We start from the raw sequence: 14,348 nt of genomic DNA, 5'->3' as shown, positions 1-14,348 counted from the left end.
TACGGAACAGAAGGGTGTCACCGGCCGATGGCGCAGGGCGCGAACGGGCTTGGCCCTAGTGCTCGTTGGAGGCCAGCCGCAGCAAATGGTCCGCCAGCGCCTGGCCTCCCGCCGGTTCCCTGCTGATCAGCATCAACGTGTCGTCGCCCGCGATCGTGCCCAGGATGTCGTGGAGTTCGGCCTGGTCGATCGCGGAGGCCAGGAACTGGGCCGCGCCCGGTGGGGTGCGCAGGACGACGAGGTTGGCCGAGGCTTCCGCGGAGATCAAGAGTTCCGCGGAGAGGCGGCGCATCCGTTCCTCCTTGGCCGACTCGCCGAGCGGTGCGCGCGGGGTGCGGAAACCGCCCTCGCTCGGGACCGCGTAGATGAGGTCGCCCTCGGCGTTGCGGATCTTCACCGCGTTCAGCTCGTCCAGGTCGCGGGAGAGCGTCGCCTGGGTGACCGTCAGGCCGTCGTCGGCGAGCAGCTTCGCCAGCTGGCTCTGGGAGCGCACCGGCTGCCGGTTGAGGATGTCCACGATCCGGCGGTGACGTGCGGTGCGGGTCTGTGGCACGGCGGGACCCGCGTGGTCGGCATGCTCGTTGCCTTGCGCCTGGCTCATCGTCGTCTCATTCTCCGGATCGTTCGTCCCCGTCGGCTTCAAGAGCCTTGCCCAGGATGCCGGGCAGGGCCCCGAGGAACGCGTCCACCTCTTCGTCGCGCACGTTCAGCGGCGGCATCAGCCGTACGACATCGGGGGCGGGCGCGTTCACGAGGAAGCCGGCGTCCTGAGCCACCTGCTGCACCCTCGGCGCGAGCGGCTCGGTGAGCACGATACCGAGCAGGAGGCCCGAGCCCCTTACATGCCGTACGAGCGGGTGTCCCGGTGACTCGATTCCGTCGCGCAGCTTCTCGCCCGCGCGCTTGGTGTTGTCGAGGAGCCCCTCCGCCTCGATGGTGTCGATCACGGCGCGGCCCGCGGCGCACGCGACGGGGTTCCCGCCGAACGTCGTGCCGTGGTGACCGGGCTTGAAGAGCTCGGCGGCGGCGCCGAACGCGACGGTCGCGCCGAGCGGGAGACCGCCGCCCAGACCCTTCGCGAGCGTGACGACGTCCGGCTGTACGCCGTCGTGCGCCAGGTACTCGAACCAGTGGCCGGTGCGGCCGATTCCGGTCTGCACCTCGTCGAGGACGAGGAGCGTTCCGGTGGCCTCGGTGATCTCCCGGGCCGCCTTGAGGTAGCCCGCGGGCGGCACGACGACACCGTTCTCGCCCTGGATCGGCTCGATGATGACGAGGGCGGTGTCGGTGGTCACGGCTGCGCGGAGGGCGTCCACGTCGCCGTAGGGGACGTGCGTGACCTCTCCGGGCAGCGGTACGAACGGCTCCTGCTTGCCGGGCTGTCCGGTGAGGGCGAGCGCGCCCATCGTGCGGCCGTGGAAGCCGCCCCGGGTGGCGACCATGTGCGGGCGGCCGGTCAGCCTGCCGAGTTTGAACGCACCCTCGTTGGCCTCGGCGCCGGAGTTGCAGAAGTACACGCGGCCCTCGCGGCCGAAGAGCTGCAGCAGCTTCTCGGCGAGCGCGACGGGCGGCTCGGCGACGAAGAGGTTGGAGACGTGGCCGAGGGCGCCCATCTGGGCGCTCACGGCCTCGACGAGCGCCGGGTGCGCGTGGCCGAGCGCGTTGACCGCGATGCCGCCGACGAAGTCGAGGTACTCCTTGCCGTCGGCGTCCCACAGCCTGGTGCCCGCGCCGCGCACCAGCGGCAGCCTCGGCGTGCCGTAGTTGTCCATGAGTGCGTCCCGCCAGCGCGCGGTCAGCTCCTGGTTGCTCATGACTCCCCCTCCGTACCGGTGCCGGTGTCGTCGTCGTGGTCGGGCACGACCATCGTGCCGATGCCTTCGTCCGTGAAGATCTCCAGCAGGATCGAGTGCTGGACGCGCCCGTCGATCACGCGGGCCGTCTCGACGCCGTTGCGCACGGCGTGCAGGCAGCCCTCCATCTTGGGGACCATGCCGCTGGCCAGCTCGGGCAGGAGCTTCTCCAGCTCCTTCGCGGTGAGGCGGCTGATGACCTCGTCGGAGTTCGGCCAGTCCTCGTAGAGGCCCTCGACGTCGGTGAGGACCATCAGGGTCTCGGCACCAAGCGCCGCAGCGAGTGCCGAAGCCGCCGTATCAGCATTGACGTTGTAGACATGGTGATCGTCCTGGGAACGGGCGATCGAGGAGACGACCGGGATGCGGCCGTCGGCGAGCAGCGCCTCGATGGCGCCCGTGTCGATCTCGGTGATCTCGCCGACCCGGCCGATGTCGACCAGTTCGCCCTCGATGCGGGGCTGGTGCTTGGTGGCGGTGATGGTGTGGGCGTCCTCGCCGGTGAGGCCGACGGCGAGCGGGCCGTGCTGGTTGAGCAGGCCGACGAGCTCGCGCTGCACCTGTCCAGCGAGCACCATGCGGACGACGTCCATGGCGTCCTCGGTGGTGACGCGCAGGCCCGCCTTGAACTCGCTGACGATGCCGTGCCGGTCGAGGGCCTTGCTGATCTGCGGTCCGCCGCCGTGCACGACGACGGGCTTGAGGCCCGCGTGGTGCAGGAAGACGACGTCCTGGGCGAAGGCGGCCTTGAGCGCCTCGTCGACCATGGCGTTGCCGCCGAACTTGATGACGACGGTCTTGCCGCGGTGCCGGGTCAGCCAGGGGAGTGCCTCGATGAGGATCTGGGCCTTGGGGAGCGCGGTGTGCTTGCGCGCGGTGGGAGTGCTCATGAGCTGTACGCGCTGTTCTCGTGGACGTAGTCCGCGGTGAGGTCGTTGGTCCAGATCGTCGCGGACTCGGTGCCGGCCGCCAGGTCGGCGGTGATGACGACCTCGCGGTAGCGCATGTCGACGAGCTCGCGGTCCTCGCCGACGGAGCCGTTCTTGCAGACCCAGACGCCGTTGATGGCGACGTTCAGCTGGTTCGGGTCGAAGACGGCGGAGGTGGTGCCGATGGCGGAGAGCACCCGGCCCCAGTTGGGGTCCTCGCCGTGCAGGGCGCACTTGAGGAGGTTGTTGCGGGCGATGGAACGGCCCACCTCGACGGCGTCGGCCTCGCTCGCGGCGTTGACCACGTCGACCTTGATGTCCTTGCTCGCGCCCTCGGCGTCGCCGATGAGCTGGCGGCCGAGGTCGGCGCAGACCTCGCGGACGGCGTCGGCGAACTCGGCGTACTCCGGGGTGGTTCCGGCCGCTCCGGAGGCCAGCAGCAGCACGGTGTCGTTGGTCGACATGCAGCCGTCGGAGTCGACGCGGTCGAAGGTGAGCCGGGTGGCGTCGCGCAGCGCCCGGTCCAGGACGTCGGCGTCGACGTCGGCGTCGGTGGTGAGCACGACGAGCATCGTGGCGAGGCCGGGGGCGAGCATGCCCGCGCCCTTCGCCATGCCGCCGACGGTCCAGCCGTCCTTGGTGACCACGGACGTCTTGTGCACGCTGTCGGTGGTCTTGATGGCGATGGCGGCCTTCTCGCCGCCGTGCGCGGAGAGTTCACCCGCGGCCTTGTCGACGCCCGGCAGGAGCTTGTCCATGGGGAGGGTCACGCCGATGAGTCCGGTCGACGCGACGGCGACCTCCCCCGCGTTCACGGAGAGCACGTCGGCGACCTTCTCGGCGGTGGCGTGCGTGTCCTGGAAGCCCTGCGGTCCCGTACAGGCGTTGGCGCCACCGGAGTTGAGGACGACGGCGGAGACGAGACCGCCCTTGAGTACCTGCTCCGACCAGAGGACGGGGGCGGCTTTGACGCGGTTGGAGGTGAAGACGCCCGCGGCGGCCAGGCGGGGCCCGGTGTTGACCACGAGGGCCAGGTCCGGGTTGCCGTTCTCCTTGATGCCGGCGGCGATGCCCGCCGCCGTGAATCCCTTGGCTGCCGTCACACTCACGGCGCGACTCCGATCGTAGTGAGCCCGGTGGCCTCGTCGAGGCCGAGGGCGATGTTCATGCTCTGCAGGGCGCCGCCCGCGGTGCCCTTGGTGAGGTTGTCGATGGCGCTGATGACGATGACGCGCCCGGCCGTCCCGTCGTAAGCGACCTGGATCTGCACGGCGTTCGAGCCGTACACGGAGGCGGTGGCGGGCCACTGCCCCTCGGGGAGGAGCCGCACGAACGGCTCGTCGGCGAACGCCTTCGCGTACGCCTCCCGCACGGACTCGGCGGTGACGCCGGCCTTGGCCTTCGCGCTGCAGGTGGCGAGGATGCCGCGGGGCATCGGCGCCAGGGTCGGCGTGAAGGAGACGGAGACGGGGGTGCCCGCGGCGGCGCTGAGGTTCTGGATCATCTCGGGCGTGTGCCGGTGGGCTCCGCCGACGCCGTACGGGGACATGCTGCCCATGACCTCCGAGCCGAGGAGGTGCGGCTTGGCCGCCTTGCCCGCGCCGGAGGTGCCGGAGGCCGCGACGATCACCGCTTCGGGCTCGACGAGGTCCGCGGCGTACGCGGGGAAGAGCGCGAGGGAGACGGCGGTGGGGTAGCAGCCGGGCACGGCGATGCGGCGGGTGCCCGCCAGCGCGGCGCGGGCATCCGGCAGTTCGGGCAGGCCGTAGGGCCAGGTCCCGGCGTGCGGGCTCCCGTAGAACTTCTCCCAGTCGCCCGCGTCCTCCAGCCGGAAGTCCGCGCCCATGTCGACGACGAGGACGTCCGGGCCGAGCTGCTCGGCGACGGCGGCGGACTGCCCGTGGGGCAGCGCGAGAAAGACGACGTCGTGCCCTGCGAGGACGTCCGCCGTGGTCGGCTCCAGAACCCGGTCGGCGAGCGGCAGCAGGTGCGGCTGCAGCGCGCCCAGGCGCTGGCCCGCGTTCGTGTTGCCGGTGAGGGCACCGATCTCGACCCCGGGGTGCGCGAGCAGCAGACGCAGCAGTTCGCCGCCCGCGTACCCACTCGCTCCTGCCACTGCTGCGCGTACCCTCATGGAACCCTCCTCTTGGATGGCATGACTATACGTATCACCGAAGTTTTATGCAATCCGGGTGGGGGGACGGCGGTTCTGCTCGGCGACCGGGACGGGGTACGTCGGGAGCCGCCAGTCGCCGCCGCGGTCCTGCTTGGACCACCGCGCGACCAGGTCGGGGACGCGGAGGAAGCAGGCGAGCGCGGTGGCCGTCTGGAAGGCGCTGATCACGCGTCTGCCCATGGGCATGCCCACGCGCAGCAGGCGCGGGTTCACCTCGGCCTGGATCTCGTCGACGAAGGGCCGCAGTACGCGGTCGTAGTTCGCCAGGGCGGTGGGCAGGTCGTCGGCGTGCCGGTTGATCTCACCGGCCAGGACGTAGGCGCCGACCAGGCCGCCGGAGACGCCCATGCCGCTGTAGGGGGAGGCGCAGTGCGCGGCGTCACCGGCCAGGACCACGCGCCCCTTGGACCAGATGTCGGTGCGCACCTGGGCGATCTCCTGGGAGTAGAAGAACGGGCTCGTCCGCATGCCCTCGACGAACCGTTCGGTCTGCCATCCGGCATCGCGGAAGCGGTCGGCCCAGAACTTCTGCTGCCGGTCGAGGGGAGCGCGGTGGATCTCGGAGGCTTCCACCGACTCCTCGCGCATCACGAAGTACACCTGGGTCTCCGTCGCGTTGTGGCTGCGCCGCATGATCTGCCGGCCGCCCGGGACCATGCAGGTGTCGCGGATGTTGGTGTCGGAGGCGATGCGCGGGACGAACCAGTACGCCATGTGGATGCCGATGCGCCGGTACGGGTCGAAGCCCTCCGGCAGGAGCGCCCGGCGGACGCGTGAGCCTTGGCCGTCCGCGCCGATCAGCAGGTCGTACCCTCCGGAGGTTCCGTCCGAGAAGTGGACGGTGACGTGGCGCTCGTCCTGGTCGAAGCCGTCGACGCTCTTGCCGAAGACGTGCTCGGCGCCGTCCCTTGCCGCGTCGTGCAGGATGCGCACCAGGTCACCGCGCATGATTTCGTACTCCGAGGTGAGGGTCTGGCGGCCCCGGCCGGAGGTGTTCGCCATGATCGTCGCCCTCGGTTTCCCGTGCGAGTCGACGAACGCGACACCCGCCTCGTCCACCAGCCGACTGCGCACCGCGTCCAGCAGCCCCATGCGTTCGACCGCTTCGACGCCCTGCCCGCGCAGGTCGATCTGGGCGCCCGAGGCGCGCAGCGCCGGGAAACGCTCGACGACCGTCACCCGGTGACCGCCGCGGGAGAGCCAGAAGGCCAGCGCCTGTCCGGCGACGCCGCCACCGGCGACCAGAACCCGCAGTGGAGGCTTCGTGATCTCGTCCGTCATGACGGCCACCCCGAATTCTATCGGTGATTGATTCCTCTTCAGAGTCATCTATCACCGATAGAATGTCAACGTGACCAAGATGAACCGCGAGACCGTCGTCGCCGAGGCACTGGACCTGCTCGACGAAGTGGGCCTGGACACCGTGAGCACCAGGCGGCTGGCCAGACGGCTCGGCGTCGAACAGCCGTCGCTCTACTACCACTTCCGGACCAAGAAGGACCTCCTGACGGCCATGGCCGAGGCCGCCATGACCCCTCACACCACCGCGCCGCTCCCGACACCCGAGGACGACTGGCAGGAGTGGTTCCTGGAGAACTCGCGCAGGTTCCGGCGCACCTTGCTGCTGCGCCGCGACGGCGCACGTCTGCACGCCGGCAGCACTCCGACCGGCGACCTCGACCGGATCCGGCACAAGATGAACTTCCTCGTCACCTCCGGCGTACCCGAGAAGGACGCACAGATGGCGATGCTGGCCGCCGGCCGGTACACGGTCGGCTGCGTGCTGGAGGAACAGGCGGACGCGGGCCCGCAGGCGGACCTGCCGGCCGATGTCCCGCTCCTCGACCACGAAGCGGCATTCGAGGCGGGCCTCGCCCTCATCTTGGGCGGCCTCCTACAACGCACCGCCCCGGCCGACTCCACGGTCCACCCTGAATCCGAACGCTGATCGCCAAACCATTGGCCGACAGTGCCGACCGAAACGCCGAGTCACACGTCACGACAGGATCTCGACGTACCCGGATGTTCCGTGGACGCGGATGCGCTGGCCGTCCCGGATCAGTCGGGTGGCCTTCTCCACGCCCACGACCGCGGGCAGGCCGTACTCCCTGGCGATCACCGCGCCGTGGGTCATCAGGCCGCCCACCTCGGTCACCAGGCCCGCGACGGCGACGAACAGCGGCGACCAGCTGGGGTCGGTGAAGGTGGTGACGAGGATGTCGCCCGCTTCGAGGTCGGCGTCCGCGATGTCGAGGATGACGCGGGCCCGCCCCTCGACGGTCCCGGCGGAGACCGCGAGGCCGGTGAGGGCGCCTTCGGGCACGTCGTCGCGCCGGTACGCGCCGGAGAGGGCCACGCCGTCCGAGGTGAGGACGCGGGGCGGCGTGAGCTCCTCGTGCCACCGGAAGTCGTCCTTGCGCCGCTGGACGAGTCCGGCGTCGGCCGTCCGGTGCGTGCGCACCACGTCGTGGAGTTCCTGGAAGGTGAGGTAGAAGATGTCCTCCTTCTCGGCGAGCACACCCGCCCGCACCAGGCGTTCGGCCTCGCCCAGCAGGGCCTGCTTGTAGACGAAATAGCGCTGGATGATGCCGTACTTCGGGTACTCCCGGTACCCGATGAAGGTCCTGACCCGGTCGATCATCCGCTTGGTCTCGTCGGCCTTCGACTCCCCGTCCGGCAGGGCCCGCAGGCGCGTCAGCACGTCCCGTTCCTTCTCCGCCGCCTTCCGCCGCCCCTCCTCGAAACGGAGCGCGGCGGCGCCGGGGCCGAAGTTCCTGACGTTGTCGAGGATCACCGGGACGAGTGCGGTGGGGCGTTCGCGCCACCGTGGCCTCGTGATGTCGATCTCGCCGACACAGCGCGCGCCGTACCGGTCGAGGTAGGCCTCGATGGCGTCCCGCGTCGCGGCCCCGCCCGGGAGCGCCGCCAGTTCGTCGCTCTCCAGGAAGCCCTCGTCCTCGACGCCCTTCAGATACGCCACGACCTCCGGGTACGGGCGGATCGCGTCCGCGACGTCGAGCAGCGCGAGGCCCATCTCGGACGTGATGTTGTCCGGGGCGGACAGGGTGAGCGTGTCGGCCGCGTTCGTCTCCCCCAGCCACTCCTGGAGCTTGTCGTTGAGCCACCAGGTGGCATTCATGCCCGCCATGAGCGCCTGGAAGCTCAACGGGTCGCCGAGGACTCTCTTGTGCTCCACGAAGGCGTCGGCGAGGAAATCGAACAGCTCGGGACCGGTCTTCGTGCGGATGTCGCGCTCCAGCGCGGCGACGGACGCCTCGCTGCGCGCGATCAGCTCGGTGACGATGGCCGGGTCGGGCGCGGTCGCGGAGTCGGGCGCGGTCGTCGGCGGGGTGGCGGCGGGCGGCGGGGTGGCGGCCGCCGGGCTCCCGGGCGGCGGCTCCGCCTCGTCCGGGAGCGGCGGGGCGGCGAAACCTCCGCGGTCGATGACGGTCTCCAGCGCGTCCCTGGTCAGCGGATCGCCCTTCCCGATGACGTCGAGGAGGGCGGCGCGGGTGTCGGGCGCGGCCAGGCGCGGGGTCACGTCGACGAAGAGCCGTCCCCCGGCCTCGTACATGTCGGCCATGGCCGTCCGCTGCCACATGGAGTACCCCAGGGGCTTCATGGCGTCGGTCATCATCTGCTGGTGGCCGACGGAGACGTAGACGCGGCTCTCCCGGCCGCTGCCACCGTCGGGGTCGCGCTCGGGGACGGGGAAGAGCGTGGTGACCGGTCGGCTCTGCACGATCTGGAAGCCGTCGTCGGCCAGGCACCACTCGATGTCCTGCGGCCGGCCGAAGTGCGCTTCGATCCGCCGCCCGATCCGTTCGAGCTCCACGACCTGGTCGTCCGTCAGCGACGGCTCCTTCTGCCGCCGTGCGTCGACCGCGACTTCCTCTGTGCCACCGGCGGGCAGCGCGTACACGGCTCGCTCCTTGGCGGCAATGGTCCTCTCGACGACTCCGCCGTCCCGCACCGTGAAGACGTCCGGGTTCACGAGGCCGGAGACGAGAGCCTCGCCGAGGCCGAAGCCGGCGTCAACGGTGGCGGTCGTCCGGTCGCCCGTGACGGGGTCGGCCGTGAAGAGGATGCCCGCGGCGTCCGGGAAGACCATCCGCTGTACGACCACGGCCATGTGGACCGTGCGGTGGTCGACGCCGTTGCGCCTGCGGTAGACCACGGCTCGTTCGGTGAAGACCGAGGCCCAGCAGCGTGTGATGTGCCGCAGGATCTCCGCCGCCCCCACGATGTTGAGATACGTGTCCTGCTGGCCGGCGAACGAGGCTGCCGGCTGGTCCTCGGCGGTCGCGCTGGACCGTACGGCATAGGCGGCCCGCTCCCCGGTACGGGCGAGTGCGCGGGTGACCGATTCCGCGAGGCCGTCCGGGAGTGCGGTGTCCTCGATGACCCGGCGGATCTCCGCGCTCAGCGTCCGGATGCCCTCCTGGTCGTCCGGGCTCAGCCCCGCCAGCCGGTCGAGCCGGTCGTCGAGAGAGGGCGTCTGCGCGACGATGCGCTGGTACGCGTCGGTCGTCACGCAGAAACCGGCCGGCACGTGGACGCCGCCGATCCGTGCCAGTGCGCCCAGATGCGCGCCCTTTCCGCCGACACTGGCGGTCTGTCGCTCGTCGACCTCTGCAAGGTCGATCACGTACTGCGTGCCCATCGTTCGGCGCCCCGTTTCCGCAGGTAGTGGCTTTGGCCGACGATTGTGCGCCGTACCCGGGGCCTTGTGGCAAGCCCCCCAGGACGCTATAAGTTGATAGTGGCAAGGAGAGCTCTCTCTCCTTGCCTTTTTTGTTTTCCGGGTCGCCGACGACGGAGCCCGATTCCGCCGCGCCGAGGCCCGGCATCGCGCATGGCGCCATAAATCCTGAGCAGTGGCACCACATGTGTGCCATGATGGCACCACAGGGCGACACGACGGATCGCCACGGGGTGGGGGGCAGGACATGGCATCGACAGAGCACGCGGAGAGACAGCACGGGACGGCGCCCGGCGCCTTACGCGCCTTCGCCCGCTTCGTGCTCTGCGGCGGCGGAGTCGGACTCGCGTCCAGTTTCGCCGTGGCGGGCCTCGCCCTCTCGCTTCCGTGGGCCGTGGCCAACGCGCTGGTCACCGCGGTCTCCACGGTGCTGGCCACCGAGCTGCACGCCCGCTTCACCTTCGGTGCGGGCGGCCGGGCGACCTGGCGCCAGCACGTGCAGTCGGCCGGGTCCGCGGCGGCGGCGTACGTGGTGACCTGCGCGGCGATGCTGATCCTGCAGCAGTTGGTGGCCGCGCCCGGCGCGATGCTCGAGCAGGTCGTCTATCTGTCCGCGTCCGCGCTCGCCGGGGTCGCGCGGTTCGCGGTGCTGCGCGTCGTCGTCTTCGCCCGTGGCCGCCGCCCGCGGACCACGCCCGACGACGCGGCCCGCCCCGCATCCGCATCCGTGCCCGTGACCGTGCCCGCGCCCCGCGCCGCCGTCCCGGCCGAGACGGCGGCGCTCTGCCCGGCGGCCTGACCGGGCCGCCACCCGGCCACCCGGCTCAGACCGCGGACCTCGACTCCGCGGGACGCCGGCGCAGCGCCGGTGTCGTGAGCGAGGGCGGGGCCCACCGCGGATCCGTGACGTTGGGGCGCGCGGTCGAGACGCAGGTCACATTCCGGCGTGTCACAGGGGGGTCGGCTGTCTCGTCCCAGGGGTGTAGAGGCCGGAGGTCGGCAAGGGCCGCCGGGAATCGTCACCGTAGGGAGCACAGCATGGACGCGCGACTGAACTACATGAGCCGGCCCAATGCCGGAAAGGCCATGAAGTACTTCCTGTCGGGGGTCAAGGCGCTGCAGGACTCGACGCTGCCCCCGGCGACGCAGGAGCTGGTGGCGCTGCGGGTCAGTCAGATCAACGGCTGCGCGGGCTGCATCGACATGCACACCAAGGAGGCCGCGCTGGCGGGTGAGACCTCGCTGCGGCTGAATCTCGTGGCGGCATGGCGCGAGGCCACCGTGTTCACCGAGGCCGAGCGTGCCGCGCTGGAGCTGGCGGAGGAGGGCACCCGGGTCGCGGACGCGGCCGGCGGGGTCGGGGACGAGGTGTGGGCCCGCGCCGCGCGGCACTACGACGAGGACGAGCTCACCGCGCTGGTGGTCCACATCGGGTTCATGAATATGGTGAACCGGCTGAACATCATCACGCGGCAGCCGGCGGGTGATTACGTGCCCGGTCAGATGCACTGACCGGGGCGGACAGGGACATCGATGGGGGCCATATGAGCAAGGTCGAGGAGTTCGAGGAGCTGCGGCCGCTGCTGTTCTCGATCGCCTACCGGATCCTGGGGAGCGTGGGCGAGGCCGAGGACGCGGTGCAGGAGACCTGGCTGCGCTTCGACGGCTCCACGACCCGGCCGGCGTCGACCAAGGCGTACTTGTCCGCCGCGGTCACGCGGGTCTCCATCGACGTGCTGCGGTCGGCGCGGGTGCGGCGGGAGCAGTACGTCGGCCCCTGGTTCCCCGAGCCGCTCCTGAACGATCCGTACCAGGATCCGGCGCGGGCGGCGGAGCTCGCCGAGTCGGTGTCGATGGCGGCGCTCGTCCTGCTGGAGCGGCTCAGTCCGCTGGAGCGGGCCGTGTTCGTGCTGCGGGACGTGTTCGGCTTCGAGTTCGACGAGGTCGCCGGGGCGGTGGAACGGTCCCAGGCGGCCTGCCGGCAGCTCCTCGTGCGGGCGCGGCGGCACATGCGGGCGGGGCTGCCACGGTTCGCGGCGGCACACGAGGAGCGGGAGAAGCTGGCGTCCCGCTTCTTCGACGCGCTCAGCGAGGGCAACGTCGCCGGGCTGCGGGAACTGCTCTCCGCCGAGGTGTCGATGATCGGCGACAGCGGCGGCAACGGCCCGCAGCTGTCCAAGCCGCTCACCGGCCCGGTCAGCGTGAGCCGGATGCTGGCGATGGCGTTCCCGCGGATGGCGGGGATCGGCGTGACGTACGAGACGTACGAGATCAACAGCCGGCCCGGCGCGGTCTTCCGCGACCGTGACGGCAAGGTCGTCCACACGCTGAGCCTCGACGTGGTCGACGGGCGGATCCAGATGATCCGTCTCGTCGTCAACCCCGACAAGCTGCGGCACCTGGGGCCGACGGCGGACATCTGGGCCATCGACCGTGCGACGCGGCACGCGCACCGGCTCCCGCGGTCGGAAAAGTCGGGACAGCCGGAACAGTCGGAACAGTGGGAACAGTCGGAACCGAGAGAAGAGGTATGACGGTCTTGAGCGGTGCGCGGCGCGTCGCACGGGCCGGTGCCGCACTGGTCGCCATCGTCGCCCTCGGCCTGACGGCCGGCTGCGCGGACGAGAACGGGGGCGACAGCGCGCAGGGCGGGCTCGGTGCCGATCAGCGGCGGCGGGCGGACCAGCTGGTGAGCGTCTTCGAGAACGGCACCACCAAGATCCAGTACGCGTACGCGGAGAACCTCGGCGACGGCCGGGGCGTCACCGCGGGCCGGGCGGGCTTCACCACCGGCGACGGTGACGCGCTCGAAGTCGTCCGGGCCTACACGAAGCGGGAGCCGGACAACCCGCTCGCCCGCTTCGTCCCCGGTCTGGAGCGCGAGGCCGGCGGGGAGGGTTCGGGCGGATCCGGCCCGTTCCCCGACGCCGGGTTCATCGCCGCCTGGAAGCGCGCCGCCGCCGACCCCGTCTTCCGCGACGTGCAGGACGCCCAGGTCGACGAGCGCTACTTCACGCCCGCTGCCCGGGCCGCCGAGAAGGCCGGTCTCCGCAGCCCGCTCGCGCTCGCCGAGCTGTACGACGCCTCGATCCAGCACGGGAACGGCCCCGACCGCGACGGGCTGCCCGCCCTGATCAAGCGGACGACGGCCGAGGCGGGGCCGCCCTCGGAGGCGGGCGAGAAGGCATGGCTCGACACCTTCTTCGACGTACGCGTCGACGATCTGACCCATCCCGCGAACCCCGGCACCGCCGAGGAGTGGCGCAGGTCCGTAGACCGCGTCGAGGCGCTGCGCCGGATCGCGAAGAGCGGCAACCACGACCTCGACGGGCCGTTCGAGGTCACCGCGTTCGGCAGTACCTACACCATCACGTGACGGCGGCCGGAGCCGTCGGCAGCCGGTCCGCGAAGCGGCGCACCGCGTAGGTGAAGGCGTCCGGCTCGTCGAAGTTCGCGAGGTGTCGTGCGCCGGGGATCAGCTCGATACGGGCCTGCGGATGGGCGCGGGCGAACGCCGCCTCGCCGGACCGGAAGACGGTGTCCTTCTCTCCGTTGAGGATGAGGACGGGCGCAGCGACGTGCCGCATCGCGCTCGCGTCGAAGCGGCCGATGACCTCGCCCCAGGCGTCCGGCAGCGTGTGGAACGCGTAGCCGGAGCGGATGGTGTCCGCGACGACCTCCGGCGGGTACAGGCGTCGCAGCAGGCGGTCGTTCCACCGGGCCAGCCGGTCCTCGGGCAGCCGGGGGACGAGTCCCGCGGCCCACCGGTACGGCGTCGCCCAGGCGCCCCGGGTCGAGGCGCTCGCGCCCGCGAGGACGAGGCCGCACAGCCGGTCCGGGTGGCGGCGGGCGAACTCCAGCGCGGCGTACCCGCCGAGGGAGTGGCCGACGACCAGGGCGGGTCCGCGGCCGAGCGCGTCCACCGCGGACGCGATGATCTCCGCTGCCGCGGCGAGGCTCCAGGGCTCCGCGGAGCGGGCGCCGTGACCGGGCAGATCGACCGCGGCCACGGGGAAGTCGTCCCGCAGCGCGGCCAGTTGAGGGCTCCACTGGCCCGCGTTGAGGCGGGTTCCGTGGACGAGGACGATGGGCGGTGCGTCAGCCGCACCTCTCACGTCGGCCACACCGCCAGTGCCGACCACACCGCCGGTGCCGGCCACGCCCCCGGTGCCGCTCCCGTCCGTCCCGTCCGCCGTCGTCTCCTCGGACCCCACGGCTCCCCCGCCTTCCCCCGCGCTCTCCCCCGATCAGCCGGGAACCGCTCAGTCGCGCGGGTCCTCGCCGCGTGCCGCCCGCTTCTCCGCCTGCTCCGCCTGCTTCTCCTTGATGCGTACCGCGTCCTTGCGCACCTCGGCCTGCGTGGCGCGCTCCTGCCGCAGCCAGCCGGGCTGCTCCTCCTTCAGCGCGTCGATCTGCTCCGTGGTGAGCGGCTCGGTCACTCCGCCGCGCGCGAGGCCCGCGATGGAGACGCCGAGCTTGGCCGCGACGACGGGGCGCGGGTGCGGGCCGTTGCGCCGCAGCTCCTGGAGCCACTCGGGCGGGTCGGCCTGCAGCGCGTTGAACTCGCTGCGCGAGACGACGCCCTCCTGGAACTCGGCGGGCGTGGCCTGGAGGTACACACCCAGCTTCTTCGCCGCGGTCGCGGGCTTCATGGTCTGGGTGGTCTGGTGCGACGTCATGGGTCCAGG

14 protein-coding genes are annotated in these 14,348 nt (G+C 71.4%); 5 read left to right on the top strand and 9 right to left on the bottom strand.

The genetic code is table 11. The annotated features are described in order from the left end of the window. Nucleotides 1-55: 55 nt before the first annotated feature. From AC07DO_RS25620 to AC07DO_RS25595, 6 genes are read right to left on the bottom strand one after another with little or no spacing between them, the layout of a single operon-like run. Nucleotides 56-601 (bottom strand): arginine repressor, encoded by a 546-nt coding sequence (locus AC07DO_RS25620; protein WP_479062929.1) that lies wholly within the window; start codon nt 599-601, stop codon nt 56-58. Between the two features lie 7 nt (nt 602-608). After that, on the bottom strand, nt 609-1,814 hold the full coding sequence (locus AC07DO_RS25615) for an acetylornithine transaminase (protein ID WP_479062927.1): 1,206 nt from the start codon (nt 1,812-1,814) through the stop codon (nt 609-611). After that, entirely contained in the window at nt 1,811-2,743 is a 933-nt protein-coding gene (gene argB, locus AC07DO_RS25610; RefSeq protein WP_479062926.1) for an acetylglutamate kinase, read from the bottom strand. The genes AC07DO_RS25615 and argB overlap by 4 nt, the downstream gene beginning before the upstream one ends. Continuing rightward, complete coding sequence (gene argJ, locus AC07DO_RS25605) at nt 2,740-3,891, bottom strand: bifunctional glutamate N-acetyltransferase/amino-acid acetyltransferase ArgJ (protein ID WP_479062925.1); 1,152 nt, start codon at nt 3,889-3,891, stop codon at nt 2,740-2,742. The genes argB and argJ overlap by 4 nt, the downstream gene beginning before the upstream one ends. After that, nucleotides 3,888-4,916 carry an N-acetyl-gamma-glutamyl-phosphate reductase gene (argC, locus tag AC07DO_RS25600; RefSeq protein ID WP_479062923.1) on the bottom strand — a complete coding sequence of 343 codons (1,029 nt, stop codon included), beginning with the start codon at nt 4,914-4,916 and terminating at the stop codon, nt 3,888-3,890. Before argC ends, argJ begins: the two co-directional genes overlap by 4 nt. Before the next feature lie 45 nt (nt 4,917-4,961). Then, nucleotides 4,962-6,239 carry an FAD-dependent monooxygenase gene (locus AC07DO_RS25595; protein ID WP_479062922.1) on the bottom strand — a complete coding sequence of 426 codons (1,278 nt, stop codon included), beginning with the start codon at nt 6,237-6,239 and terminating at the stop codon, nt 4,962-4,964. A 79-nt stretch (nt 6,240-6,318) separates the two neighbouring features. Here AC07DO_RS25595 and AC07DO_RS25590 point away from each other — a divergent pair, with 79 nt between their 5' ends. Beyond that, nucleotides 6,319-6,906 carry a TetR/AcrR family transcriptional regulator C-terminal domain-containing protein gene (locus tag AC07DO_RS25590; RefSeq protein WP_479063259.1) on the top strand — a complete coding sequence of 196 codons (588 nt, stop codon included), beginning with the start codon at nt 6,319-6,321 and terminating at the stop codon, nt 6,904-6,906. Between the two features lie 48 nt (nt 6,907-6,954). On the opposite strand, the gene rph is transcribed toward AC07DO_RS25590, so the two are convergent. Then, the gene (rph, locus tag AC07DO_RS25585; protein WP_479062920.1) at nt 6,955-9,621 is read right to left on the bottom strand and encodes a rifamycin-inactivating phosphotransferase; all 2,667 of its coding nucleotides are present in this window, start codon (nt 9,619-9,621) and stop codon (nt 6,955-6,957) included. Nucleotides 9,622-9,907: 286 nt separating this feature from the next. On the opposite strand from rph, the gene AC07DO_RS25580 reads away from it, so the two are divergent. The 4 genes from AC07DO_RS25580 to AC07DO_RS25565 all read left to right on the top strand — a co-directional run bounded on the left by AC07DO_RS25580 (nt 9,908) and on the right by AC07DO_RS25565 (nt 13,036). Beyond that, entirely contained in the window at nt 9,908-10,459 is a 552-nt protein-coding gene (locus AC07DO_RS25580; protein WP_479062919.1) for a GtrA family protein, read from the top strand. A gap of 239 nt (nt 10,460-10,698) precedes the next feature. Then, a complete protein-coding gene (locus AC07DO_RS25575) occupies nt 10,699-11,172 on the top strand; it encodes a carboxymuconolactone decarboxylase family protein (protein WP_479062918.1) in 474 nt (157 codons plus the stop codon). Between the two features lie 32 nt (nt 11,173-11,204). Continuing rightward, complete coding sequence (locus AC07DO_RS25570; protein WP_479062915.1) at nt 11,205-12,194, top strand: RNA polymerase sigma-70 factor; 990 nt, start codon at nt 11,205-11,207, stop codon at nt 12,192-12,194. After that, nucleotides 12,191-13,036, top strand: a complete 846-nt coding sequence (locus AC07DO_RS25565; RefSeq protein WP_479062913.1) for a chitosanase — start codon at nt 12,191-12,193, stop codon at nt 13,034-13,036. The genes AC07DO_RS25570 and AC07DO_RS25565 overlap by 4 nt, the downstream gene beginning before the upstream one ends. Here AC07DO_RS25565 and AC07DO_RS25560 read toward each other — a convergent pair. Then, nucleotides 13,029-13,775: an alpha/beta fold hydrolase gene (locus tag AC07DO_RS25560; protein WP_479063258.1), complete on the bottom strand. Its 747-nt coding sequence runs from the start codon at nt 13,773-13,775 to the stop codon at nt 13,029-13,031. The genes AC07DO_RS25565 and AC07DO_RS25560 overlap by 8 nt on opposite strands. A 147-nt stretch (nt 13,776-13,922) precedes the next feature. After that, entirely contained in the window at nt 13,923-14,339 is a 417-nt protein-coding gene (locus tag AC07DO_RS25555; RefSeq protein WP_479062912.1) for a DUF5997 family protein, read from the bottom strand. Nucleotides 14,340-14,348: the final 9 nt, after the last annotated feature.

The organism is Streptomyces sp. NPDC045678 (genome assembly GCF_056432085.1).
Note: the sequence above shows the minus strand (reverse complement) of the source record. Positions and strands in the feature narration are given on the sequence as shown.